This window comes from Photobacterium sp. SP02, assembly GCF_038519165.1.
Lineage (GTDB): Bacteria > Pseudomonadota > Gammaproteobacteria > Enterobacterales > Vibrionaceae > Photobacterium > Photobacterium halotolerans.
The window spans coordinates 97,603-122,747 of the sequence record NZ_JASJOJ010000001.1; the positions used below are offsets into that span (position 1 = coordinate 97,603).

The 25,145-nt window shown below is 49.9% G+C and carries 28 protein-coding genes; 20 read left to right on the forward strand and 8 right to left on the reverse strand.

Annotated features, from left to right (window positions below; genetic code table 11):
• Window positions 1-194: 194 nt before the first annotated feature.
• The gene (gene rluC, locus P0Y67_RS00420; protein ID WP_027253515.1) at window positions 195-1,139 is read left to right on the forward strand and encodes a 23S rRNA pseudouridine(955/2504/2580) synthase RluC; all 945 of its coding nucleotides are present in this window, start codon (window positions 195-197) and stop codon (window positions 1,137-1,139) included.
• 18 nt (window positions 1,140-1,157) lie between these two features.
• On the opposite strand, the gene P0Y67_RS00425 is transcribed toward rluC, so the two are convergent.
• Window positions 1,158-1,739, reverse strand: a complete 582-nt coding sequence (locus P0Y67_RS00425; RefSeq protein ID WP_342390268.1) for a Maf family protein — start codon at window positions 1,737-1,739, stop codon at window positions 1,158-1,160.
• Window positions 1,740-1,970: 231 nt separating this feature from the next.
• Between P0Y67_RS00425 and yceD the strand changes: the two genes are divergently transcribed.
• From yceD to ptsG, 14 genes are all read left to right on the forward strand, one after another.
• A complete protein-coding gene (gene yceD, locus P0Y67_RS00430; protein ID WP_027253513.1) occupies window positions 1,971-2,501 on the forward strand; it encodes a 23S rRNA accumulation protein YceD in 531 nt (176 codons plus the stop codon).
• 5 nt (window positions 2,502-2,506) lie between these two features.
• The gene (rpmF, locus tag P0Y67_RS00435; RefSeq protein ID WP_027253512.1) at window positions 2,507-2,677 is read left to right on the forward strand and encodes a 50S ribosomal protein L32; all 171 of its coding nucleotides are present in this window, start codon (window positions 2,507-2,509) and stop codon (window positions 2,675-2,677) included.
• Window positions 2,678-2,686: 9 nt separating this feature from the next.
• Window positions 2,687-3,715 carry a phosphate acyltransferase PlsX gene (plsX, locus tag P0Y67_RS00440; protein ID WP_192015196.1) on the forward strand — a complete coding sequence of 343 codons (1,029 nt, stop codon included), beginning with the start codon at window positions 2,687-2,689 and terminating at the stop codon, window positions 3,713-3,715.
• A gap of 5 nt (window positions 3,716-3,720) precedes the next feature.
• Window positions 3,721-4,677, forward strand: a complete 957-nt coding sequence (locus tag P0Y67_RS00445) for a beta-ketoacyl-ACP synthase III (protein ID WP_027253510.1) — start codon at window positions 3,721-3,723, stop codon at window positions 4,675-4,677.
• Window positions 4,678-4,791: 114 nt separating this feature from the next.
• A complete protein-coding gene (gene fabD, locus P0Y67_RS00450; protein ID WP_337113942.1) occupies window positions 4,792-5,715 on the forward strand; it encodes an ACP S-malonyltransferase in 924 nt (307 codons plus the stop codon).
• Between the two features lie 91 nt (window positions 5,716-5,806).
• The gene (gene fabG, locus P0Y67_RS00455; protein WP_027253508.1) at window positions 5,807-6,541 is read left to right on the forward strand and encodes a 3-oxoacyl-ACP reductase FabG; all 735 of its coding nucleotides are present in this window, start codon (window positions 5,807-5,809) and stop codon (window positions 6,539-6,541) included.
• A gap of 157 nt (window positions 6,542-6,698) precedes the next feature.
• Window positions 6,699-6,938: an acyl carrier protein gene (gene acpP / locus P0Y67_RS00460; RefSeq protein ID WP_027253507.1), complete on the forward strand. Its 240-nt coding sequence runs from the start codon at window positions 6,699-6,701 to the stop codon at window positions 6,936-6,938.
• An 89-nt stretch (window positions 6,939-7,027) separates the two neighbouring features.
• Window positions 7,028-8,266, forward strand: a complete 1,239-nt coding sequence (gene fabF, locus P0Y67_RS00465; protein ID WP_342390269.1) for a beta-ketoacyl-ACP synthase II — start codon at window positions 7,028-7,030, stop codon at window positions 8,264-8,266.
• 63 nt (window positions 8,267-8,329) lie between these two features.
• A complete protein-coding gene (pabC, locus tag P0Y67_RS00470) occupies window positions 8,330-9,154 on the forward strand; it encodes an aminodeoxychorismate lyase (protein WP_342390270.1) in 825 nt (274 codons plus the stop codon).
• Complete coding sequence (gene mltG / locus P0Y67_RS00475; protein ID WP_342390271.1) at window positions 9,148-10,158, forward strand: endolytic transglycosylase MltG; 1,011 nt, start codon at window positions 9,148-9,150, stop codon at window positions 10,156-10,158. Before pabC ends, mltG begins: the two co-directional genes overlap by 7 nt.
• On the forward strand, window positions 10,159-10,797 hold the full coding sequence (tmk, locus tag P0Y67_RS00480; RefSeq protein ID WP_342390272.1) for a dTMP kinase: 639 nt from the start codon (window positions 10,159-10,161) through the stop codon (window positions 10,795-10,797).
• Entirely contained in the window at window positions 10,794-11,756 is a 963-nt protein-coding gene (holB, locus tag P0Y67_RS00485; RefSeq protein WP_342390273.1) for a DNA polymerase III subunit delta', read from the forward strand. Before tmk ends, holB begins: the two co-directional genes overlap by 4 nt.
• A gap of 28 nt (window positions 11,757-11,784) precedes the next feature.
• On the forward strand, window positions 11,785-12,561 hold the full coding sequence (locus P0Y67_RS00490) for a TatD family hydrolase (protein WP_342390274.1): 777 nt from the start codon (window positions 11,785-11,787) through the stop codon (window positions 12,559-12,561).
• Window positions 12,562-13,017: 456 nt separating this feature from the next.
• On the forward strand, window positions 13,018-14,448 hold the full coding sequence (ptsG, locus tag P0Y67_RS00495; RefSeq protein ID WP_342390275.1) for a PTS glucose transporter subunit IIBC: 1,431 nt from the start codon (window positions 13,018-13,020) through the stop codon (window positions 14,446-14,448).
• A 106-nt stretch (window positions 14,449-14,554) separates the two neighbouring features.
• On the opposite strand, the gene P0Y67_RS00500 is transcribed toward ptsG, so the two are convergent.
• From P0Y67_RS00500 to P0Y67_RS00510, 3 genes are all read right to left on the reverse strand, one after another.
• The gene (locus P0Y67_RS00500; RefSeq protein WP_342390276.1) at window positions 14,555-15,454 is read right to left on the reverse strand and encodes a lysine exporter LysO family protein; all 900 of its coding nucleotides are present in this window, start codon (window positions 15,452-15,454) and stop codon (window positions 14,555-14,557) included.
• A 207-nt stretch (window positions 15,455-15,661) separates the two neighbouring features.
• Window positions 15,662-16,537: an HDOD domain-containing protein gene (locus tag P0Y67_RS00505; protein WP_342390277.1), complete on the reverse strand. Its 876-nt coding sequence runs from the start codon at window positions 16,535-16,537 to the stop codon at window positions 15,662-15,664.
• 142 nt (window positions 16,538-16,679) lie between these two features.
• Window positions 16,680-17,282, reverse strand: coding sequence for an LON peptidase substrate-binding domain-containing protein (locus P0Y67_RS00510; RefSeq protein WP_342390278.1), 603 nt, complete (start codon window positions 17,280-17,282; stop codon window positions 16,680-16,682).
• Window positions 17,283-17,571: 289 nt separating this feature from the next.
• Here P0Y67_RS00510 and P0Y67_RS00515 point away from each other — a divergent pair, with 289 nt between their 5' ends.
• Both P0Y67_RS00515 and P0Y67_RS00520 read left to right on the forward strand, forming a co-directional pair.
• Window positions 17,572-18,219 (forward strand): TfoX/Sxy family DNA transformation protein, encoded by a 648-nt coding sequence (locus P0Y67_RS00515; RefSeq protein ID WP_342390279.1) that lies wholly within the window; start codon window positions 17,572-17,574, stop codon window positions 18,217-18,219.
• 214 nt (window positions 18,220-18,433) lie between these two features.
• Window positions 18,434-18,751 carry a VF_A0006 family four-cysteine protein gene (locus tag P0Y67_RS00520; protein ID WP_342390280.1) on the forward strand — a complete coding sequence of 106 codons (318 nt, stop codon included), beginning with the start codon at window positions 18,434-18,436 and terminating at the stop codon, window positions 18,749-18,751.
• Here P0Y67_RS00520 and znuB read toward each other — a convergent pair whose 3' ends face one another.
• Window positions 18,752-19,537: a zinc ABC transporter permease subunit ZnuB gene (gene znuB / locus P0Y67_RS00525; RefSeq protein WP_337113929.1), complete on the reverse strand. Its 786-nt coding sequence runs from the start codon at window positions 19,535-19,537 to the stop codon at window positions 18,752-18,754. It abuts the gene before it with no gap.
• Complete coding sequence (gene znuC / locus P0Y67_RS00530) at window positions 19,530-20,297, reverse strand: zinc ABC transporter ATP-binding protein ZnuC (RefSeq protein WP_337113928.1); 768 nt, start codon at window positions 20,295-20,297, stop codon at window positions 19,530-19,532. The genes znuB and znuC overlap by 8 nt, the downstream gene beginning before the upstream one ends.
• Before the next feature lie 100 nt (window positions 20,298-20,397).
• On the opposite strand from znuC, the gene znuA reads away from it, so the two are divergent.
• Entirely contained in the window at window positions 20,398-21,321 is a 924-nt protein-coding gene (gene znuA, locus P0Y67_RS00535; protein ID WP_446728780.1) for a zinc ABC transporter substrate-binding protein ZnuA, read from the forward strand.
• A 6-nt stretch (window positions 21,322-21,327) separates the two neighbouring features.
• Entirely contained in the window at window positions 21,328-22,689 is a 1,362-nt protein-coding gene (mepM, locus tag P0Y67_RS00540) for a murein DD-endopeptidase MepM (protein ID WP_342390281.1), read from the forward strand.
• Between the two features lie 127 nt (window positions 22,690-22,816).
• On the opposite strand, the gene P0Y67_RS00545 is transcribed toward mepM, so the two are convergent.
• Window positions 22,817-23,245 carry an HIT domain-containing protein gene (locus P0Y67_RS00545; protein WP_342390282.1) on the reverse strand — a complete coding sequence of 143 codons (429 nt, stop codon included), beginning with the start codon at window positions 23,243-23,245 and terminating at the stop codon, window positions 22,817-22,819.
• Between the two features lie 165 nt (window positions 23,246-23,410).
• Here P0Y67_RS00545 and P0Y67_RS00550 point away from each other — a divergent pair, with 165 nt between their 5' ends.
• Window positions 23,411-24,010, forward strand: coding sequence for a DUF924 family protein (locus P0Y67_RS00550; protein WP_342390283.1), 600 nt, complete (start codon window positions 23,411-23,413; stop codon window positions 24,008-24,010).
• Window positions 24,011-24,015: 5 nt separating this feature from the next.
• Here P0Y67_RS00550 and P0Y67_RS00555 read toward each other — a convergent pair whose 3' ends face one another.
• Window positions 24,016-25,068: a GGDEF domain-containing protein gene (locus P0Y67_RS00555; RefSeq protein WP_342390284.1), complete on the reverse strand. Its 1,053-nt coding sequence runs from the start codon at window positions 25,066-25,068 to the stop codon at window positions 24,016-24,018.
• Window positions 25,069-25,145 lie beyond the last annotated feature (77 nt).

Consider the following 25,145-nt stretch of genomic DNA (forward strand, 5'->3'; position numbering starts at 1 on the left):
ATGACTCTGCATGACTTATCGTCTTACGCCTATTGCAGCGACGCCAAGCAGAGCAGGATAAAAAACATTCATCATGACGAAAATATGACCGTCATGGCACGGAAAGTGGGAAATTCCCCTGTTCCAGACTGCAATCATAGCAGGGTGACTTTTTTGCGGCAATCTGCTTTATAGCCGTGATAGAATCTTGGGCTATGAAAGATGACAAACCAAAAGTGCAATTCATCGCTATTGCTGATGATTTTGCCGGGCAAAGGATTGATAATTTTCTCCGTGCCCGACTGAAAAACGTGCCCAAAAGTATGATTTACCGGATTTTGCGTAAGGGTGAGGTGCGAGTAAACAAAAAACGGATAAAACCGGAGTACAAACTTCAGGAAGGGGATCTGGTGAGAGTACCGCCTGTGACCTTGCCAGAGAAAGAAGCAGCGGCGCCTGTCAGTACCAAACTGGACAAAGTCGCTGAGCTGGAAAATTGCATCATTTACGAAGATGAGCACATGCTTATCCTCAATAAACCGTCAGGTACCGCTGTGCACGGTGGCAGCGGTCTGAAATTTGGTGCCATCGAAGCGCTGCGGGCGTTGCGCCCGGATGCCCGTTTTCTGGAGTTAGTACACAGGATAGACAGAGATACTTCAGGCATTTTGCTGGTAGCAAAGAAACGTTCAGCCCTGCGTAAACTTCAGGAACAGTTCAGGCAGAAAACGGTTCAGAAATATTATTTTGCGTTAGTCATGGGGCAGTGGCCGAAAGAGTGCCGTAAAGTCACCGCTCCGCTGCTGAAAAACGAAGTCAACAGTATTGTTCGGGTCAATCCGAACGGCAAAGCGTCTGATACACGTTTTAAAGTATTGGAAAGTTTTAAAGAGGCGACGCTGGTGCAGGCCAGTCCGGTCACAGGCCGTACGCATCAGATCCGTGTGCACTGTCAGTACACAGGTCACCCCATTGCCTGGGATGACAGATACGGTGACCCGCGTTTTGATGCGTATACCAAGACGGCCGGGCTGAACCGTCTCTTTTTACATGCAGCGAATATCCAGTTTGAACACCCGCACTCGGGTGAGAAAGTGGAATTCAATGCACCCATGGATGCCATGCTCAACAGAACGCTGGAGGCGCTTCGCCAGCGTTAATGCACTCAGTTAATGCATTCAAAGGACCTCAATACCCTGTCGGGACAGCATCTCCCGTAAACTGATGAGAGGCAAACCGATCAGGGTATTGGGATCCCGGCCTTCAAGGCGGTCAAACAAAGCGATACCCAAGCCTTCGCTTTTGAAGCTGCCGGCGCACTGTAAAGGTTGTTCACGTTCAATATAACGTTGGATCTCAGCCAGCGTCAGAGTGCGAAAATGCACGTGAAAGGGTTCACAGATGACGTCGCTGTTGTCAGTCTGAGCGTTATAGACGCACAGACCAGTATAAAAAGTGACTGTCTGACCGCTGGCGGCGGCGAGCTGGGCACAGGCCTGCTCTGCGGTATGAGGTTTACCCACTATCTTGCCGTTAATGACGCAGACCTGATCCGAGCCGATGATGATATGGGACGGGTGTTCTGCCCGGCATGCACGGGCTTTGGCTGCAGCCAGCCGTTTTACCAGTGTTTCAGCCGATTCATCAGGAAATGGTGTTTCATCGATATTGGGTGATGCGCAGTCGAACGGTAAACCGAACTTCTCCAGCAGACTGCGACGGAAGGGAGAAGTAGAAGCCAGAAGTAGCGGTTGTTTCATGGTTTGACTCAATGTGTGTAGGTGTGTTCAGTGCGTTTTTGCCCCCAGTCATTGGGTGAGCAATAAGCTGAAATCTACGCTAGTTTTAACTCAGAACCAACCTTATTATACCTGCCGTACCATGGACTTGGACGGGCAATGAAAACCCCCTGGGGGGAAATGGTCAAAAGCTGGGATTTCGGACACATTTCCTTTGACTCAAACCAATTAGAAGGCTAATATTCGCGCCCTATGCAAAAGGTAAAATTGCCGCTGACGGTAGATCCGGTCCGCGCTGCTCAAAAAAAGCTCGACTATGATGGCATCATCAAAGCCGAGCTTTTAGAGCGTCTGGCTGAATCGGCTTCCAGCGTTTTAAGTGATGCAAACGTCATCTTATCATTTGACTTTGACCAGCGTCATATCGCATTCATGCGTGGGCATGCTGATGTCGATGTGATGTTAACCTGCCAGCGATGTCAGGAAGAATTCCAACACCATTACAGTGTGGATTTCTGTTATAGTCCGCTCCTCAGACCCGAGGAAGCAGATGAGTTTCCGGAAGCTTATGAGCCGGCTGAAGTCGACGAAAATGGTGAGATCAATCTGCTTCAACTCATCGAAGATGAGCTGATTCTGGAGTTACCGCAAGTGCCAATGCATGATGAAGCTGACTGTTCAGTCACTGCATCAGGTATGAGCTTCGGTGAGATCCCTGTTGCTGATGAGCGTCCGAATCCGTTTGCAGTATTAAAAAACTTGAGTAAAAGTAATAAGGAGTAGGGTTAATGGCCGTACAAAAGAGCAAAAAATCACGTTCAGCACGTGGTATGCGTCGTTCACACGATGCACTGACTAGCGCTGCTGTATCTGTCGATCAGAACAGCGGTGAAACCCATCTGCGTCACCACGTGACTGCTGACGGTTTTTACCGTGGCCGCAAGGTTATCAACAAATAAGGTTGAACCTTGACTGGTCTAACCGTTGCACTTGATGCAATGGGTGGGGATTTCGGTCCTCAGGTAACAGTGCCTGCCGCCGTGCAGGCACTGTTACAATACCCGTCGCTAAATCTGCTTCTCTTCGGTGATCAAAGTGCAATCACCGCTCAACTCTCATCGCTCAATTCTACTCATCATCCCCGTCTGACTGTTGTCCACTGCGATCGTGCCATCGCTGATCACACTCGTCCGTCTCAGGCATTACGCCAAAGCCAGGGTTCGTCTATGCGCCGGGCATTGGATGCGGTGGCAGAAGGTGACGCGGATGCCTGCGTCAGTGCAGGGAACACCGGCGCGCTTATGGCATTGGCTCGTTATACGTTGAAGCAATTACCCGGTGTGGAGCGCCCTGCTTTGGTGTCCGCGATCCCCAGCCGCCGCGGCGGAAAAACCTGGTTGCTGGATTTGGGTGCCAATGTATCTTGTGATGCTGATACTTTGTTTCAGTTTGCTGTGATGGGATCGGTGCTGGCCGAGCAGGAAATGACGGGCAGGCCGCCCAAAGTGGCCCTGCTCAATATCGGCTCTGAAGAAATAAAAGGCAACGATCTCGTTAAACGCTGTGCATCTATGCTAAGCCGTTCACCGGATGTGCATTACATAGGCTATGTTGAAGGCAATGAATTGTACGACGGTAAAGCCGACGTGGTTGTCTGTGATGGTTTTGTCGGCAATGTCAGCCTGAAAACCAGCGAAGGGGTTGCTAATCTCTTTATAGAGAGCTTTAAACAGGCGGTCAGCCAGCATCCTATCAAGCGATTGATCGCTAAGTGGCTGTTTAGTGACCTGTTCCGTCAGATACAAAGCCTGAACCCCGACCAGTACAATGGTGCAAGTCTGTTAGGATTGCGCGGTATTGTCGTTAAAAGCCATGGAAGTGCTGACATTGCTGCTTTTACCAATGCGATTGGTGAAGCAGTACATGAAATTAAACGGAAGATACCGGCAAAAATCAGTGACCGTTTGGAACACGTACTACTTGAGAGGCATTTTTAGTCTTCATGTATAGCAGAATATTAGGCACTGGCAGCTATCTGCCAGAGCAGGTTCGTACCAATGCGGATCTGGAGAAAATGGTGGATACCAGCGATGAGTGGATTGTCGCTCGCACCGGTATCCGTGAGCGTCGCATCGCGGCAGAAGACGAAACCGTTGCCGTCATGGGGTATCACGCTGCAAGCCGTGCGATGGAAATGGCTGGTGTTGCGGCTGACGAGATTGATTTAATTATCGTTGCGACAACTTCCGCCAGCCATGCTTTTCCGTCTGCAGCCTGTCAGGTACAGGGTATGCTTGGCGTCAAAGGGTGCCCGGCATTTGATCTTGCCGCGGCCTGTTCCGGTTTTGTCTATGCCTTGAGTGTGGCGGATCAACACATCAAAACCGGCATGGCGAACAAGGTTCTGGTTATCGGTGCGGATGCGCTGTCCCATAAGTGCGACCCGCAAGACCGCTCCACCATCATTTTGTTTGGTGATGGTGCAGGGGCCGTTGTGCTGGGCGCCAGTGAAGAAGCCGGTATCATTTCGACCCATTTACATGCAGATGGCCATTTTGGCGGTTTGCTCAGTTTGGCTGTGCCTGAACACGGCGAGACATTTGATTGTAATAAATGGCTCTACATGGCAGGCAACGAAGTGTTCAAAGTGGCCGTCACTCAGTTGTCGAATCTGGTGACGGATACACTGGCAGCCAACAATATGGAAAAGTCCGATTTGGACTGGCTGGTGCCGCATCAGGCCAATCTACGTATTATTACGGCGACGGCGAAAAAGCTGTCAATGTCGATGGATCAGGTTGTCGTGACTCTGGATAAACAAGGGAACACGTCAGCGGCAACGGTGCCAGCGGCACTGGATGAAGCTGTACGAGACGGCCGCATCCAGCGGGGACAGACACTGTTGCTGGAAGCCTTTGGGGGGGGATTCACCTGGGGCTCAGCACTGGTGAAATTCTGATAGCACCGCACGTTTTTTACTATGAGGCACAGGCGGAATTAATCAATCATCGCCTGATTACCGCATCAATGATGGCATCTTGGATGCCATTTCTCTTTGTATAAGGATTCTCGAATGTCTAAGTTCGCGATTGTTTTCCCTGGTCAGGGGTCTCAGGCTGTTGGCATGCTGGCTGAACTGGCTGAGCAGTATGAAAGCGTACAGCAAACTTTTGCACAAGCATCTGATGCTTTGGGTTATGACCTGTGGGCGCTGGTTCAGAATGGCCCGGCCGAAGATCTGAATCAGACTCACCGTACTCAGCCTGCTCTTCTGGCGGCCTCGGTGGCTATCTGGCGTGTCTGGCAGCAAGAAGGGGGCGCACAGCCTGCTGTTCTGGCCGGCCATAGTCTGGGCGAATATTCTGCACTGGTTTGTGCCGGTGTACTGGATTTTAGCGATGCCATTAAGCTGGTTGAGCTGCGCGGTCAACTGATGCAAGAAGCGGTACCGGCCGGAGTGGGCGCCATGTCGGCTATCATTGGCCTGGACAATGACGCTATCGCTAAAGCGTGCGAAGAAGCGGCACAGGGCGAAGTGGTTGCACCGGTTAACTTTAATTCACCGGGTCAGGTTGTTATTGCCGGACATAAAGCGGCAGTGGAACGTGCGAACGAGCTGTGTAAAGCCGCCGGTGCGAAACGCGCACTGCCGCTGCCCGTGTCGGTACCGTCTCATTGTGCGTTAATGAAACCTGCTGCCGATAAACTGGCTGTGGCGCTTGAGTCGGTCACTTTCAATACACCGGTTATTCCGGTGATTAACAATGCGGACGTCGCGACTGAAACCGATCCGGCCGCGATCAAGCTGGCGTTGGTCAAACAGCTTTATGGCCCGGTACGCTGGACAGAATCTGTCGAGCGCATGGCCGCTGAAGGTATTGAACTGCTGTTGGAAGTGGGGCCGGGCAAAGTGCTGACAGGTCTGACTAAGCGCATTGATAAATCGCTTAATGGTGCTGCTGTGAATGATCCAGCCAGCCTGGCAGCGGCTAAATAATCTGACGTTGTCGCGCTAGCTGCTGGACAGTACGCGGCAAACCGAATAATCAGCCTGTAAACAATGACAGGCTATATAAAGAGGAAAAAACATGAGCCTGGAAGGTAAAGTTGCTCTGGTCACCGGCGCAAGCCGTGGTATCGGCCGTGCGATCGCAGAAATCCTGGTTGAACGTGGTGCTACCGTTGTCGGCACGGCCACTTCTGAAAGTGGTGCGGAAGCGATTAGCGCCTACCTGGGTGATAAAGGCAAAGGCCTGGCACTGAATGTCACCTCGCAAGAGTCTATCGACGCAGTACTGAAGCAGATCAAAGAAGAGTTTGGTGATGTTGATATTCTGGTGAACAACGCCGGTATTACGCGCGATAACCTGCTGATGCGAATGAAAGATGACGAATGGCAGGATATCATCAACACCAACCTGACCTCGATTTTCCGTCTGTCTAAAGCTGTGCTACGTTCAATGATGAAAAAGCGTTATGGACGTATTATCAGCATTGGTTCTGTGGTCGGTACTATGGGTAATGCGGGTCAGGCGAACTATTCAGCGGCAAAAGCCGGTGTGATCGGTTTCACGAAATCCATGGCACGCGAAGTGGCTTCACGGGGTATCACAGTGAACGCTGTGGCACCTGGTTTCATTGAAACGGATATGACCAAAGCCCTGAATGATGAGCAACGTGCTTCTACTTTGTCTGCCGTGCCTGCGGGACGTTTAGGCGAGCCGCGTGAAATTGCAGCAGCTGTTGCATTTCTGGCTTCTGACGATGCTGGTTACGTTACAGGCGAAACCCTGCACGTTAACGGCGGCATGTACATGATTTAAGCAAAAAAGTTGAAATCTTTTTGGATGCAGGTCAAACTCACGTAGATTTGACGCAGAATCGTGGTTTGACCAGCACCCTGAGTGTTGCAACTTTTACAGTAATGAATAAACTACAGCAAATCGCAATAGCGAACTCTTGTTAAGGAAATAGATTAGTATGAGCAACATCGAAGAACGCGTAAAAAAAATCATCGTTGAGCAGCTGGGCGTAGATGAGTCTGAAGTAAAGAACGAAGCTTCTTTTGTTGACGATCTGGGTGCTGACTCTCTGGATACTGTTGAGCTGGTAATGGCTCTGGAAGAAGAATTCGACACAGAAATTCCAGATGAAGAAGCTGAGAAAATTACTACAGTTCAGGCAGCTATCGACTACGTTGTAAGCGCTTCTGCTGAGTAATCTCAAGAACACTTCCAGGCGGTCTCCATGACCGCCTGATTTTCATTTGTAAATCCTTATTTAATACTTCAGTTCCCGGAGAATAAATCGTGTCTAAGCGTCGCGTAGTTGTAACTGGCATGGGTATGCTGTCGCCGGTTGGCAATACTGTCGAATCTTCATGGAAAGCCTTGTTGGCAGGCCAGAGTGGTATCAGCAATATTGAGCACTTCGATACGAGTGATTTTGCAACCCGTTTTGCTGGCATGGTCAAAGACTTCAATTGCGAAGATTACATGTCAAAGAAAGATGCCCGCAAAATGGATCTGTTCATCCAGTATGGCGTGGCTGCTGGTATTCAGGCGCTGAAAGACTCTGGTATTGAAGTCAGCGAAGACAACGCCAATCGCTTTGGTGTTGCTATCGGTTCAGGTATTGGTGGTATTGGTCTGATTGAAGTCAACCACCAGGCTATGCTTGAAAAGGGTCCGCGTAAAATCAGCCCATTCTTTGTACCATCCACTATTGTCAACATGATTGCCGGTCACTTGTCTATCATGTACGGCCTGCGCGGTCCAAACATTGCAATTTCTACTGCCTGTACGACTGGCCTGCACAACATTGGTCACGCCGCCCGTATGATTGTATACGGTGATGCGGACATGATGCTGGCGGGTGGTGCAGAAAAAGCATCAACACCGCTGGGTATGGGAGGCTTTGCTGCGGCGAAAGCTTTGTCTACCCGTAACGATGATCCTCAGGGCGCGTCTCGTCCTTGGGACAAAGATCGTGACGGTTTCGTTCTGGGTGACGGTGCCGGCATGATGGTGTTGGAAGAGTATGAGCACGCGAAAGCGCGCGGTGCCAAGATTTATGCTGAGCTGGTTGGCTTTGGTATGAGTGGTGATGCTTATCACATGACCTCGCCAAGTGCTGATGGTTCTGGCGGTGCCCTGGCCATGGAAGCGGCTATCCGTGATGCCGCGATTTCGCAAGATCAGATTGGCTATGTGAATGCACACGGTACCTCTACACCGGCTGGTGACGTTGCTGAAACGCTGGGCATTAAACGTGCCTTGGGTGCAGCGGCAAACAAGGTGCTTGTGTCTTCCACTAAGTCAATGACAGGTCACTTGCTGGGCGCAGCAGGTTCTGTGGAATCCATTATTACTGTTATGTCTCTGGTTGATCAGGCGGTACCGCCAACCATCAACCTGGAGAATCCAGACGAAGGTTGCGACCTGGACTATGTACCGGGTGAAGCCCGTCAGGTTTCGATGGAGTACGCATTGTGCAACTCCTTCGGATTCGGCGGCACGAATGGCTCTTTGCTGTTCAAGAAAATCTAAGTCGATTCTGTTATGCTAGACGGCCCGGTCATCTAACCGGGCCGTTTTTTTATGGGGGTCGCAATGGTGTGGATCAACGGTGTTGTTAAGGGCTATGTGGAACAAGACAGGGTTGAGGTGGCTGACCGTGCTTTGCAGTACGGCGACGGTTGTTTTACGACTGTGCTGGTTGAACACTGTGAACCCAGGCTTTGGCATCTGCACCTTGAACGCCTGCAAACGACCTTGAAAAGACTGGACATTGATGCTCCAGACTGGTCGCCCCTAACAGATAAGGTGATGTCTCTTGCCAAGGGATACCCTGATAAAGGCGTTGTAAAAATACTCATCAGCCGGGGTGCCGGAGGCAGAGGCTACAGTCCTGCAGGCTGTCATCAGACTCAGATCATTATTTCCGACTTTGCCTGGCCATCCTTTTACGAGAAATGGCAACAGGAAGGTATCGAGTTAGGCGTCTGTCAGCAGCGGCTCGGGCTTTCTCCCATGTTAGCCGGCTTAAAGCACCTGAACCGTTTGGAGCAGGTGTTGCTGAAGCAGGAAATCGAACGCAATGGCTGGCTTGATGCTGTAGTGCTGGATGCGAATGGCCATGTGGCAGAAACCAGTGCCTCCAATATTTTCTGGCGTTGTGGCAATAGGTTGTACACGCCGGCTTTGGATCTGGCTGGGGTGCATGGCTTAATGCGGGCGCATGTTTGTCAGCAGGCAAGCGCTTTGGGCTATTGTCTTGAGTTTGTCAAAAGCCCGCTCGACACCTTGCTTTGCGCTGATGAAGTCTTTATTACTAATGCGTTGATGGCCCTGGTGCCGGTCACGAAAATCCAAATGAAAACGTACACTGAACACAGTGCGTTCAAAGCGATAACGAAGAGGTTGTACACGTGCTAAAGAAACTGGCATTGGTGTTTGTACTGTTGGGGGCCATCCTGGCAGGCGGTGCAGGTTGGACGTATGTGCAGGTAAGAGCAAGTATTGACCAGCCGTTGTTAAAAAATACTGAGCCATATCTCACGGTCAGACAGGGCTCCACCTTCCGAGGCTTGCTTTACCAGCTGACTCAGATGGGGTTGATCGCCGATTCTCCCTGGACGCGCTGGATCGGGCGGATCGAACCGCAACTGGCGCAAATTAAAGCGGGCACGTATTCCATTGAGCAGGCACATACCCTGCGCGATGTCCTGAGGACAGTGGCCTCGGGCAAAGAACACCAGTTTGCGATCACCTTGCTGGAGGGTGGCCGTTTTTCCGATTGGCTGGCTGAGCTGGAAAATGCCCCGATGCTGAAGAACGACACTTCCCAGATGACAGAGTTGGATATCGCCAAAGCGATCGGCGCCGATGTTGATAAGCTGGAAGGGTATTTATTACCTGAAACCTATCACTATACAGCGGGTACCTCTGATCTGGCTTTGCTTAAACGCGCTTATAAGCATATGACAGAACTGCTTGATAATGCCTGGAAAGACAGAGACGATTCGATCCCGCTCAATAATCCGTATGAAGTCTTGATTATGGCTTCCATTATCGAGAAAGAAACGGCGGTTGATGAAGAGCGGGCTAAGGTGTCATCTGTCTTTATGAACCGTCTGCACAAAGGGATGCGTCTTCAGACGGATCCGACGGTGATTTATGGCTTAGGGGAGAAATTTGACGGCAATATTCGCAGAAAAGATTTGCGAACCCCGACGCCCTATAACACCTATACCATAGACGGCTTACCACCCACACCCATTGCCATGCCGAGTGCGGCCTCTGTGATTGCCGCGGTGAAACCTGCCCGGACAGGCTACTACTATTTTGTGGCCGACGGAAAAGGTGGCCATACTTTCTCAACAACATTAAGCGAGCATAATCGTGCTGTTCGCCATTATCTAAAGATATTAAAACAATAAATGAACGGAAAATTTATCGTCATCGAAGGCCTGGAAGGGGCGGGTAAAAGTACCGCGATTGCAACTGTGCTGGACACGCTCGCGGCACGGGGGATCACCGGCATTCAGTCTACCCGTGAACCAGGCGGGACTCCCCTGGCAGAACAAATGCGGGCGCTGGTGAAAGAAGGGCACCCGGAAGAGCCATTAACAGATATGGCTGAGCTCTTGTTACTGTATGCAGCGCGCAGCCAGCTGGTTGAAAATGTCATTAAGCCTGCTCTGCACGCTGGTCACTGGGTCGTGGGTGATCGTCATGATATGTCATCGCAGGCTTACCAGGGCGGCGGCAGGGGATTTGACCCTGAGCTGATGTCTGGGATTAAAACCATGGTGCTTGGCGATTTCGAACCGGATCTGACGATTTACATGGACATTGACCCTGAGCTGGGTCTGTCGCGGGCTCGGGGACGCGGGGCTTTGGACCGCATCGAAAAAATGGACTTGTCTTTCTTCGAACGAACCCGGGAGCGGTTTTTAGCGCTGTCACGTCATAATCCCAAAGTGGTGATTATTGATGCGTCCCAATCGCTGGAAGCTGTGACGTCGGATATCCGCCAGCAGTTGAATGCCTGGCTGGCTCAGCAGGAGTCAGCATGAGTTACCCCTGGCTGACAACGGTCTGGCAGCAATGGCAGCAGCTTTTGAGCCAGGATCGTCTGCATCACGCCATGCTGTTGATTTCACCCGCCGGGTGCGCCGGGGACGTGCTGATTCGCCAGCTGGCAAAAGCCGTGCTCTGTCAGAACGGTGTCGAAGAACCCTGTGGGATCTGCCACAGCTGCCAGCTCTTTGAAGCCGGTACCCACCCAGATTGCCACAGTATCAGTCCGCAGGATGGCAAAGCCATCGGCGTTGATATGGTTCGTCAGTGTCATCACTGGGCGTGGGAAACCTCCCAGCTCGGCGGTAAGCGTGTGGTACTGATTGAGCAGTCAGAGCATATGGGCGAGGCAGCGGCGAATGCCTTGCTGAAAACACTGGAAGAGCCGCCGGCAAACTGCCAGTTCATTTTAACTGCCACTGAGCTGGATCGCTTACTGCCAACGATTAACAGCCGCTGTAACAAGTGGCGCCTGCCTCTGCCGCCTGAGCAGGATGTTAAGCGCTGGGTTGAAAATAAACTGATGCAGTCAGTCAAACTGGAGGCGGTAAGGCTGAACGGCAATGCGCCCCTGGCGGCCTTAGCATTTATTGAACAGGGACAGGATATCCGCCATCAGCATTTGCTGGCCGGCTTTCATCAATTTTTGTCTCCACCCCATAGTGGCCTGTTCAGTGTGGCTGACAGCTGCATGAAAGATGGTCACTCAAGCCTGAAATGGCTGAGCTATTTTCTGGTTGACTGCCTGAAAGTACAGCAAGGCGCTGAGCAGCACTTGATTCATTGTGAATCAGCTCCTTTGGTCAGGCAGGTCGCGGGGCAGCTGACCACCGCCACATTGCTGGCGCAGATAAAAGGGCTCAATGCCCTGATTCGGGAACTGGAAAGCCATCCCGGTCTGAATGATGAGTTGTTGATCTCTGACTGGTTGTCTGGCTTTATCAGTGCAACATAAATACACCGAAACGCGAGAGGATATTCAGGTGCTAGTAGATTCCCATTGCCACCTCGATAAATTGAATTACAACGAACTGCATACTGATGTTGCAGACGTACTGGCAAAAGCACAGGCTCGGGGGGTAGAGTATTTTCTGTCTGTCGGTGTCACCCTGAACAGTTTCCCTGCCATGATGGAAATGATCGCCCCTTTCGATCATGTGTTTGCATCTTGTGGGGTGCATCCGCTGGATATTGAAGCTGGCTTTGATTACGACCAACTGAGGCAATATGCCAGTGATGATAAAGTCGTCGCTATCGGTGAAACCGGGTTGGATTACCACTACCAACCTGAACTGGCCGAACAGCAACAGGATATTTTCCGTCAGCATATCCGTTTGGCGATTGAGCTGAACAAGCCGTTGATCATTCACACCCGCATGGCGCGTGAAGATACCATTCGTATTTTGCGTGAAGAAGGCGCTGAGCGCTGTGGCGGTGTACTCCATTGCTTTACTGAAAGTCTGGAAATGGCAGAAGCGGCGATTGAGCTGGGCTTCTATATTTCGATCTCCGGGATTGTGACCTTTAATAAAGCCGCTGAGCTGAAAGATGTGGTGAGCCGTTTGCCTCTGGAGCGGCTATTGGTGGAAACCGATTCACCCTACTTAGCGCCTGTCCCTTATCGCGGTAAAGAAAATCAGCCTGCTTATGTCAAAGAAGTTGCAGAGTATATAGGCCTGCTGAAAGGGGTTTCTGCCGCTGAGGTTGCCAGATTGTCGAGTGAAAACTTTTTCCGACTTTTTTCGCAGGCAAAACGCTAAAACAGGAAAAAAAGGAGCTCAGGCTCCTTTTTTTCTATTAATCCAATATGTTTTATCCATTTATTTTAATTCCCTTCTGTTTATTCATGCTTTTCTCAACTTTTATCAGTTATTTCATGAAATCTTTGTTCGTTACATGAAGAAACATGGGATACAAAAGTGAAATATAATTACATGTAGGTGTCGCGCTGAATATTGATGTTAACTGTATGTATTTTATCAGTATTTTTTGTTTTGTTTGTGTTTTTTGAGTCAATTGTTAATTGTGATCTATGCGTCAAACTGAAACTTACTTTCATGTTCGGTTGGCAATATTGATTGATGTCACGTTATATTTAGCGCCGCATTTTATACTTATGCCGAACAATAAAAATGAGCGGTGCTAGCATTATGACTACGGGGGTAGGTCGCTGGAAACCGCTGAAACAAAACAAACATCTCACTCAGGAGCACAATATGTTTAAGAACTTTTTTGCTAACCTGCAGAAGGTCGGTAAGGCGCTGATGCTGCCTGTATCGGTTCTGCCGGTAGCGGGTATTCTGTTAGGTGTGGGGGCTGCTAACTTCAGCTGGTTACCTGCAGTGGTATCTCATTTGATGGAACAGGCCGGTGGCTCAGTATTCGGTCAGATGGCACTGCTGTTTGCCGTTGGTGTGGCGCTGGGCTTTACGAAAAACGACGGTGTTGCCGGTCTGTCTGCCATCGTCGGTTACGGCATTATGGTTGCCACCCTGAAGGTGATGGGTGATGTCATGGGTGTCGCGAAAATTGAGACCGGTGTACTGGGCGGCATCCTGGCTGGTGGTGTGGCAGCCTGGGCGTTCAACCGCTTCTTTAAGATCCAGTTGCCGGAATACCTGGGCTTTTTTGCCGGTAAGCGTGCAGTACCTATCATTACAGGTTTTCTGTCTATTGCGTTGGGTGTTGTGCTGTCGTTCATCTGGCCGCCAATCGGTTCAGCGATTGCCACATTCTCTGACTGGGCTGCCAACCAGAACCCTGTACTGGCGTTCGGTATCTACGGTGTCGTTGAGCGCTCTCTGATCCCATTTGGCCTGCATCACATCTGGAACGTTCCATTCTTCTATGAAGCGGGTTCTTGTGTGACCAATGCCGGTGAAGCAGCCCGTGGTATCATGACTTGTTTCCTGACAGCGGATGATGCTTCCCGTGTCGCAGGCAACGGTTTTGGTCAGCTTGCGGGTGGTTACCTGTTTAAGATGTTCGGTTTGCCTGCAGCAGCGTTTGCGATTGCTCACTGTGCTAAACCTGAAAACCGCGCCAAGGTGATGGGTATCATGGCATCTGCTGCCCTGACCTCTTTCCTGACCGGTATTACGGAACCGATTGAGTTCTCATTCCTGTTCATCGCGCCAGTCCTGTACGGGATTCATGCTTTGCTGGCTGGTCTGGCATATGTACTGACCAATGCGCTGGGTGTTGTACACGGTCATACCTTCTCAAACGGTTTCATCGACTTCATCGTTCAGATGCCTCGTGCAGAGAACGTGTGGACACTGGTGATTCTGGGTCTGTGTTATGCCGTGCTGTACTACGTGGTATTCACTTTTGTTATCCGCGCCCTGAACCTGAAAACACCGGGCCGTGAAGATGAAACGGCAGAGGTTGAAACAGCAACGGGCTCTGAGCTGGCCGGTGAACTGGTTGAAGCCTTCGGCGGCAAAGCGAACATCACTAACCTTGATGCCTGTATTACACGTCTGCGTGTCAGCGTGGCTGATACCGAAATCGTTGATCAGGACAAACTGAAGCGTCTGGGCGCAGCCGGTGTGGTTGTAGTCTCTGGCGGTGTGCAGGCTATCTTCGGTACTAAGTCTGATAACTTGCGTACAGAAATGGATGAGTGGATTCGCAATCACGCTTAATTTGCGGTGACAGTTTTCCTTTAACCATAATCAAAGCCTGGCAGTTGCCAGGCTTTTTGTTGTCACTTCTAATCCACCGCCGATGGCGGCGGATTGTTACTATGGTTTAAAGCGACAGAAAAAACAGCATCAGCACCGGCACCAACAGGCTGAGAATGAATCCGCTGACGATCGCAATCGGCACACAGCGAATGCCGCCGCAGTTCTGGATAATCGGTAAAGTGAAGTCCATTGCTGTGGCGCCGGCATAGCCGATGGCTGTGTTGGGAAAGCGTGAAATCACCGCAGGTATCATGGTTAACGCAACCAGCTCCCGCAGCAGCTCATTTAAAAATGATGCGCCACCGTAAACAGGTCCGAGACCATCTCCCATCAAAATACCTGCCAGCGAATACCAGCCGAATCCGGAAGCCATCGCCAGCCCGTGATTGAGCGGAATACCCAACAGCCAGGCGGCGAGCAACCCGCCAGGTAAAGAGGTCGCAATAATCACTAAAGCGATCAGCATGCCTTGCTTGTTGAGCAGGATCTGTCGCAGCGTCATGCCACTGTTACGTAGCTGGATACCGATTAAAAACAGCAGCAGTAACAGAATAATCTCACTGGCCCGGTCAACCCAGCTCAAATCCATGTTCAGCAACAGGCCAACAATCAGTCCGGCGGCGACGACCAATATCAGTTTGGCTGACTCCAGCAACATTTTTGCTTTGGGAAGCTGCTGGTGGCCATGCTCTGTTTTCAGTGGATAGCGTTTATCAAGCAGTGGCAGTACCAGCAGGTTAGATGCACTGATACAGAGGAAGAAGGTGATTGTGTATAACAGGATCTGACTGAGATTTTCGCCCAGATTGTCCAGACCGGCCAAGCTCAGCCCCATCAGCGACAGAATCACCAGCACCAGGCGTGATGTCTGCGCGTGAATAAACTGAAGTACTGAGTCTTTCCTGACCGGTATGAGGTAGCCAACGATAAGTGGCAGGAAAATAAAAAGCATTCCTGAAAACATGAGTATCCTTACAATACGTTGCCTGTTCTGGCGAAAAGAAGCACCCGGATACTGCATTGGTGGTGCAGTCCTGACAATGAACTTTTTTGTCAATGGGCTGTTAATGAAATCAGAAGCTTATCAGGCTGCTGAAGATAGGGTCAATAGAGCGCTGTGTCTACAGCGCTTAAGTGGAGGAGATCAGGCTGGAATGGGCTTACTGACAGATTAAAAACCACTGCTGAGCAACACGTGATTGATTTGGCTGTTAAATTCGTCATCGGGCAGATTGGTCAGGGTAAACATAACTTCTGCGCCGGCCAGATCCAGTTCAACCTCATGTTCGTCGATGGCGTCATCATCGTTTTTAAACAGTAACAAATGGTTAGCCATGCGGGCGACATCCAGATAAGTGATGTCATCTTCTTTTTTGTGATCAGGAAAAAAACGCTTATTACAGGCGACTTCAAGATAATCCTCATCGAAGCCCCAGTGTTTGAGGATATCCAGGCTGGATTTATTACAACAATGTTCAAAGACATACTTGGCAAAATTGATATCCAGAAAATTCCCGCTATCAAGGTAGCTTTGGTATTCATGTATCAGGCTGAATAAACCGATGTCGGCAAATAACCCGGCCAGCAGGGCTTTCTCCGGCTCAATTTTCAGCTCTGGACGGTATTGCAGCAGGTTCTGGGTAATTAATGCCATAGAGCCCGCCAACTGCCTGGAGCGGGTGGCGCTGTTTGATAACAGAGATTTGCATTCAATATCAAAGCTGCTGTGCAGTTTAATGTCCAAGACTGTTTTTGCTGTAATGATATCTCTGACACGGAAAATACCGAGCCGGCTGACAGCGGTTTGAATATCGTGACAGACAATATTACGGCGATTAAACATCATGGTATTAGAGGTTTTTATCACAGTTGCGGCCATACCCGGGTCATTCAGCAGTATGGTGGCTGCATCACGAACGGTGGAGTCGTCTCTGTTACACAAGGTCTGCAGTTCTGTCAGGACGTCGGGAATAGGCGGTAGCTTCAGACGATTTTCTTTGATCGCGTCCTTCACTAACGCGTGAAACTCTGATTGCAGGCCTGTCAAAATTTTGTCGTTTTCAGGTTTTAACCAGAAAAAAGATACATGCGGCATGAGGGAACGTTAACCTATGAGATTTTGCTTATTTTATCTTGGTCAGATGAGTTGAGTACACCAGACCAGGTGATTTTTGAGAACAATGTAAGGGTTAGTTGATATCGTCATCAAATAACTGGTTATTATCGAGAAGCTTGAGTAAAAAACGCGCAGTGAGGGCGGGGGAATCCTGAGCAATTAATAGCTGTTTATAGTGAACTTCGAGCGGTAGTGATTCAATCCAGCGCTGACAGACCCAGCTTAAGTCATCGAACTCACTGATTGGATATAAGGCGCCGATTTCCGGCATAGTGGCGAAAAAGAGTTTCAGCTTGTCCACTAAGCACTGGTGTTTGTCTGTTAAAGGTGTTGGCGGCCAAGCTCTGAATGGCAGGTAGTCAGCAATCAGCAGGCGATCACTCTCATGCCTTACTGATAAAATCCGTATTTTGGTTTTACCTTCAACGACTATGCTGAGCAAGCCATTTGTTAACGCGTTAAAGTCCACCACCCGGACTTTGGTTGCGATAGCGGGAATACGGGTAATGGTTTCGTCGTTGTCCTCTTCTTCACTGCGCATGCATAATGCAAAATCCCGTTGTCCTTCAATCGACTCTTTCAGCATTCGCTGGTAACGATGTTCAGCAATGGTAATTTCCAGTTTGCCTTCAGGTAACACATGGTTGGCAGAAGGAAACAGGGCAATATCAGGCATATTTCTTTATTCCTTTCTCCCGTTACTCTCTTAACCTTAGTCGCTATCACAGTGTAAAACGATCTGCCGCAGTGGAAAATGACACCGAATTCGCCATTAATCTCTATTGATAGAACACTTTTATTGCCTGAAATTGCATTCATTTTTTCTTAATAATTTGCTCTGAATCTCACTTTCATCTGTACTTTGTTTCATATGTGGAATTTGCAATTTCAGTGTGACATCGTTGCATATGATAGTTGGCGTTGGTTTTAGATCGACAAAGAAGAATAAATTTAGGAATTATGTTATGTCGATTACAAAAGAAACATTCATAAATTACCTGGATACCTTTGTACCGAATGAACAGCGTTCTATGTTTGGCGGGACAGGTATCTTCGTTCAGGGGGCCATGTATGCTCTGCTGTCGAATGAAAAGCTTTATATTCGTGGCGGAGAGATGCTGGATCAGCAACTGCTCGAATTGGGCTGCCACAAGTTCAAGCATGTGAAGCGCAGTACGGTGGCAGTCGTGAATTACTACGATATCTCACCGCTGTATTCATCCCGGTTATCGCTTTGTAATGAGCTGATTCAAAGCTCAATCGCGATAGCGTTGCAGGAAAAAACAATCAAAGGAGCATCCCGTAACAAGCGGTTGCGGGATCTTCCGAACTTGCGTTTGACCCTCGAAAGGATGATGAAGAAATCCGGTATTGATGACGTAGAAGTTTTTCATCAGATGGGAGCGGTGGATGCGTATCTGCAGGTAAAACAGACTCAGGGGAAAAATGTTGATCAGAAATTGCTGTGGATGTTTGCAGGAGCGATCGAAGGTTGCCATTGGACTTTGCTGAATGAATCACATAAAAATGTGTTATTGCAGCAACTCGAACAGAAAAAGCAACATTACAAGCCCCCGCGCGGTGCTGAGCAACATCCTTGTGATCTTATCTAATTGATAACCTTTGAAAAGTACTGACTAATGCCTTAAATCCAGAGGCTAGCGGTAAAGTCTTTCGCAGAAAATAAATCCGGGTGTGTGCAAACCACCCGGATTTCTTCTTTTCAGCGCAGCAATGCTCCGGGGCGGGCCTTTATCCTTCATCAGCGTCATCTATCTTTAATAGAGAAGATTCGGTTTACAAGATGCTGCCGTGAAGATATGAGAAATGAATGACCTGATCAGGGCTGGGTACATGGCCTGCTGGCTGAGTTGTGCTCCTGTATGGGCAGCGGGCTTCGCTGAACAGCGCGAACAGTACAATGACTGCATACTGGAGTATGTTTCTGCTGCTGAGGAAGCGGCGGCAATTACCTGGTTAACCAATGCCTGCCGTGAATTGTATCTGGATAATATTCTGCTGACAGACAAAGACAAACAATACTACCAGTGCCTGCTCGAATTCATGCCGAAATCGAGCAGGCTTGAAGCCACATTGAGTATCAAGCAGGCCTGTCAGGACAGATACCGCTCTTTCCTACGCTAATCAGGCCTCTGAGCGTTTTGTCTGGCTGAGCAAAAACAGCAAAGCAGCAGAGACGACCACAGATGGGCCCGCCGGGGTGTCGTAGTGCCATGACAGTAACAGACCGAGTACCACAGCAATGCAGCCCAGAATGGCGGCAATCACTGCCATACTCTCCGGGCTTTGTGCAAAGCGGCGCGCTGTGGCAGCCGGGATGATCAGCAAAGAGGTGATAATCAGTGCGCCGACAAATTTCATCGCTACCGCAATCACCATGCCGACCATCAGCATCAGTAATAACCGCATCAGATCGACGTTAACCCCTTCAACCTGAGCCAGATCTTCGTTGACTGTCATCGACAGCAGCGGACGCCATAATGCAATCAATGCGGCCATGACCAGCGCGCCGCCACCGAATATCCAGATCAGATCATTGGTGGTCACTGCCAGCAAGTCACCAAAAAGATAAGCCATCAAATCAATGCGGACATGATCCATGAAACTGATGGCCACTAAGCCTAACGACAGCGCACTGTGGGCGAGAATGCCCAGTAAGGTGTCAGTGGCGATATAACGTTGCTTTTGTAAACTGACCAGAATGACCGCCAGGGTCAGACAGCAGATCACCAAAGCAAGGTTGAGGTTGATATTAAACAAGAAACCCAGTGCTATGCCCAGTAAGGAGGCGTGGGACAGCGTATCGCCGAAATAGGCCATTTTACGCCAGACAACAAAGGAGCCCAAAGGCCCGGCTAGCATAGCGATGCCAATGCCGGCGGCAAAGGCGGGTAGCATAAATTCAAGCATTGTTTTTTCCGTGCTGGCATGGACCTACCAGGCTACCGCCCAGATCGTGTTCGTGATTGTGGTGATGGTGATACAGTGCAAGTTGCTCACTTTGCTGCGTGCCAAAGAGCGCAACATACGACGGGTGACAGGTGATCGACTCTGGTTCACCCGAACAGCAGACATGGTGTTGCAGGCAGATAACATGGTCGGTTTTAGCCATAACCAGATGAAGATCATGAGAAACCATCATTATCGCGCAGTTCAGCTTATCTCTGAGTGACTGAATCAAACTGTAGAGCTCGAGCTGACCGTTGACATCTACACCTTGCACGGGCTCATCAAGCACCAGCAAGTCTGGATTTTGCAAAAGGGCGCGAGACAGCAGCACTCTTTGCGTTTCCCCTCCCGACAGGCTGTGCATATTACTGTGTATCAGGTGCGCGCTGCTCGCCAGCGCCAGTGCATCCAGACGTTGCTGAGCACTGTAGCGCCCGCCAAGTGCCATAAAACGATCGACGGTAAGCGGCAGCGTGTCATTGAGCTGCAGTTTTTGCGGTACATAGCCAATGCGTAGCCCTGGTGCGCGAATGACTCGGCCAGATGTGGGTTTGCGCAAACCGGTAATGACTTTCACCAGCGTGGACTTGCCTGCCCCGTTCGGACCTATCAGAGTGGTGATCTGGCCTCGTTCAAGCTCGAGTGAAACCTGATCAAGGATGTGGCGGCCTGAAGCGTTAACAGTAACATTCTGAAGTTCTACCAAAGGTTTGGTGGACATTGTACTGGCCATAAATGGGTGTGAATCTCGTTGCTATCGGTTGGTGTTATATTATAACATTATCAAACTTCTTTTCATTGAATATTTTTAGGGTAGGTAGATGTTGCGTTTTCGAGCCTGGTACTTTGCGGCAATGGTGTTGGTACCTTTTGCGGTTTCAGCAAACAATGTGCATGTTGTGACCACTGTACATCCGGTGAACCTGATAGTGCAGGAACTGGTCGAGGGTGCAGGCCAGAGCGACACCCTGTTACCTGCCGGCAGCTCCCCCCATGACTATGCTTTACGTCCATCAGATGTGGAAAAGCTGAAAGCCGCGGATTTGGTGGTTTGGGTTGGCCCGGAACTGGAATCTTTTCTGACCAAAATACTCAGTGGCCAGAAAAATGCGCTTTCACTGACCTCGCAAGAGACAATTACTTTCCGGGATTTTGAAGGCCATGAAGATCATGACGGTCATGAAAGTCATGAAAACCATGGCGGTCACGAAGGGCACGAACATCATCATGATGGCATCGATCCGCACCTTTGGCTGGGCCCGGATCAGGCAATTCAGGCTGCAAAAGTGATCAGTGCTGCATTGATTGAACTGGATCCGTTGAATCGTGCGCAATATGAGGCTAACCTGTCCCGGTTCATTGCCAGTGTTAATGAAACTGTACAGAACCTGAAAGAGCAGCTCCAGCCTGTGCGTGATAAAGGGTACTACGTTTTTCACGATGCCTATGGCTATTTTGAAGACACGTTCGGGTTACATAATCTGGGACACTTTACGGTTTCACCGGATCGCCGCCCAGGCGCAAAAACCTTGATCGCTATCCGCAATACGCTAAAAAAATCACAGGTTAAGTGTATTTTCAGGGAACCGCAGTTCTCACCTGCGGTCATTAACAGTGTCACAAATGGCAGTGACATCAAAATTGGAACCCTGGATCCCATGGCAACGGATATTGCCTCTGGCCAGGGAGGTTATGTTCGATTCCTGCAAGAACTCGGACGAAGTTTTACCGAATGTCTTAAATAAATAACAATGAAAATATTTACGGTTGCAGCCCGACGGTTTTATCAGCTCCCCCGTCAACACCGAATTGCGCTTGCTTCTACATCACTTATCGTTGCGGCTGCCCTTATGTGGCAGCCTTCTGTCGTCCACTCTCCCTCTTACGGTTCGCGCAGCGAATCGGAACCGCGGCGCGAAGTCCCGCTGCTGTCCGAGGAGATCTTGTCACTGTCTGAACAAAATAGTGAACCGCTTGGAGTCGTGCTTGACCCGGAAGATCCGGACTTCCAGGTTCCCAAAGATGAGCTGGAACAACAGTTGGATCAGGCCACTGATGTTGCGCATTCCCACAAAGTGTCTTCCGGTGAAACCTTAGGTGAAATCTTCACTCAGTATGCGCTGCCTATTTCAGATATGTACAAACTGATTGAGGTAGATAAATCTATCCAGTTTCTGCGTGTCGGACAAAGTATTGGCTGGTCACTGGATGAAGAAGGGCGGATCGGCGAACTGTCGATCGAACGCAGTGCGAAACTGACTGATACTTATACACTGACCTCAAAGGGTTATGAGCATAAAGAAGTGGAGCGTACCGGCGAATTTAAACCGGTACGTTTAACCGGGCGTGTTTCCGGCAGTTTCTATCAGTCGGCCCGCTCTGCCGGTCTGTCACCGACGCAAATTCAGACCCTGGTCAAAGCGCTGCAATGGCGGTTTGATTTAGGTAAAGAAGCCCGCAAGGGCGACCGTTTTGCGATTACGCTTGAACGTGAATTTATTGACGGAAAAGCGGTGGGCCAGGGTGAAGTGAAGGCCCTGTACTATATGAACCGTAATCAGGAACTGTTTGCCATGCGTTATGACGATGGTGAGTTCTATGATGAAGACGGCCGAAGCCTGAACCGGGCACTGAACCGGTATCCGACCCAGAAGCGTTTTCGGATCAGTTCATCGTTTGATCCCCATCGCAAGCACCCCATTACACACAGAGTCTCGCCACATAACGGTACCGATTTTGCCACACCTGTCGGTACACCTGTGTTAGCGACAGGCGATGGCGTGGTAGTCAAAGCCCAGAAACATGCTTTGGCGGGTAATTTCATCATGATCAAACATGGCCGGGAATACTCAACCCGCTACCTTCATCTGAGTAAGATACTGGTAAAAGTCGGGCAGAAAGTCCGTATGGGTGACAAAATCGCATTGAGTGGTAATACCGGACGGTCCACCGGTCCGCATCTTCATTATGAGTTGCTGAAGTACGGACGCGCCGTGAATGCCATGAAGGTACCGCTGCCTCAGGCTGAACCTGTGCCCAACAAAATCCGAACCGACTATCGTAATCTGGCGAACCGGGAACGGCAGAACCTGCTGGCGGTTATGCCGGGGTAACAATGAAAAAACGCATCGTTTGATGCGTTTTTTTTGCTTTATAGCCTGTATGTTGCAGCGATGGGGCTTAGCCCCGTGCGTGTAGCACCGGATTTATTCACGTCTCGGCCGCTGTCCGCGGAGCCATTTATGCTGGCGTAAAACCGTTTACCTGACTGAACAGTAATTGCAATCGTTCAACCAGCTGTTGTCGCTCATCTTCGCTGCGCTGGCTGCCGTCGGTATTTCCCCAGACAGGTCCTGGCCAGGCAATATCTGTCGTAAACCGGGCGATATGATGGACATGAAGCTGCGGCACTAAATTGCCTAAGGCGCCGATATTGATTTTATCGGGGCTGAAATAGGTCTCAAGCAGTTGGGCGGTTGAGCTGGACTCTACCATCAACTGCTGTTGATCCGCGGCAGACATATGGTGAATCTCACGCAGTGCGTCATATCTGGGTACCAGAATCAACCAGGGGCCAATGGCTTCTTTTGACAGCAGCACACGGCAAAGTGGTAAATCGCCAATCCACTGAGTATCCGCGCTTAGTCTCGGATGAAGGGTGAAACTCATGGAAATATTCCTTCTTTCTATTAAGTGCTTCACAAGTCAGCTATCAGGCTACAACAAAAAGCCATCGCACTATGCAAGCTCGCCCTAGGATAAACTAGAACGTATAAGCACGAAAGCGGCTTAATTATCTCAGAGTCATTGTTATGACACAGGCAGGGGGAAACCATGGCAGAGTGTGAGGAAGTGCTTACCTATTGGTTCGGAAACCTCAAAGGGGAAGTCACCGAACAGGATAAACAGGTACTGTGGTTTAAAGGCGGGGATGCGGTAGACCGTGAAATCACAGAGCGTTTCAGGGATCTGGTCAGCCGTGCTGGCCGGGGTGAGCTGAATGCGTGGACAGAAACGCCTAAGGGTACGCTGGCACTGATTATTTTGCTTGATCAGTTCAGTCGTAACATCTACCGGGGGTTGGCAGCTGCTTTTCGCTATGATTCATTGGCGCAGGCCATATGTAAACGCGGCTTGGCGAAGAATTTTGATCGCGCGCTAGCCCCTATTGAGAGAGTGTTCTTTTATCTGCCGTTGGAGCACTCAGAAGCACTGGAAGATCAGGAAGAGAGCGTGTTCCGTTTTGACCAACTGCGGCAGGAGGTCATGAAAGAGCATAAGTCAGAGTTTGACGATTTCTATCAGTACGCTGTCAGCCATTTCCAGGTCATCAAAGATTTCGGCCGCTTTCCGCACCGTAATGCCGTTTGCGGCAGATTATCGACACAGGATGAGATCAGTTATCTGCATCATGGCCCGAGATACGGGCAGTAAATGGATCAGAAGACAGGCAGTACCCGGTTCCGGCCAAGGTTTTTTGCCTGCAGCAGATACTTATCGGCTCTGGCCAGTACTGCCAGACCGTTTTCTTTTCCTGTCTGTTCTGCAATGCCAAATGACGCCGTAATAGAGCTGACGGTGTTACCTGATTGTTTGTCCTGCACGGCAATGCCGGAGAGGGTTTTACGTAATTTTTCTGCTTTGTCCCGACTCTGCTGCAGGTTAGTTCCAGGTAAGATAATGACGAACTCCTCCCCACCATAGCGATAGGCCTGCATACCTTGCTCGCACCAGACTTGAAGGTGGCGGGCAACAGAGCAGAGTACTTTATCGCCCATTAAATGGCCAAAGTCATCATTGAAGGTTTTAAAGTTATCAATATCCAGCAAGACCAGACTGAAAGGCGTGCGGTGCTGGATACAACTGCTGAGATCTTGCTGAAAGGCGCGTCGGTTGAGCAGCCCGGTCAAGGGATCTTCGTTGGCACATTTGAGGCTGTCTTTCAGGGCTTTTCTCAGGTTTTCGATTTCTTTATTGGCGTTTTCCAGTTGCTGGTTCAAAAGCGAGCTGGACTGATGCATGTGTCTGGATTCATCCAGTAATTCTTGAACCAAATCATTGGCTTCGTGCACGTTGACACCCTGATCGGCTTTCTGACTCAGCCGCTGGCAGGTCCGGGATAGCGCTTGATGGAATGTCTGGGTTTCTTTCTGAGATCCGTTCATTGTGTGGCAAAGCTCATCCATGATGGCCTGCAGGCTATGGCTGATCTGTCCTTGCTCACTGGCAGGGTGCTGGGCCAGATGGGTTCGGTAAAGCGAATCACTCAGGCTGGGCGGGCAATGCCCGTACTGCGCTAAACTCTGGTCTATGGCCTGAGTGAGAATAGGGTTCTGATTCGAGGTATAGCTGTACCACAGGGCGTAATTGACCGGTGTCGTGGGGACTTTATGCTTGATCATCAGTGGAATGGCTTTACGCAAGGTCTGAGTTGACGTGAGAAATTCGTCAGCCATACCGTCGTCGGTTTCGTGTGAGTCATTGAGGCTCATTGCAACATTCCATGTAACAGAAAAAGGCCAGTACCCAAAAATTTGTGTCAAAAAAGCCTTCTAAGGATACCCCAGAA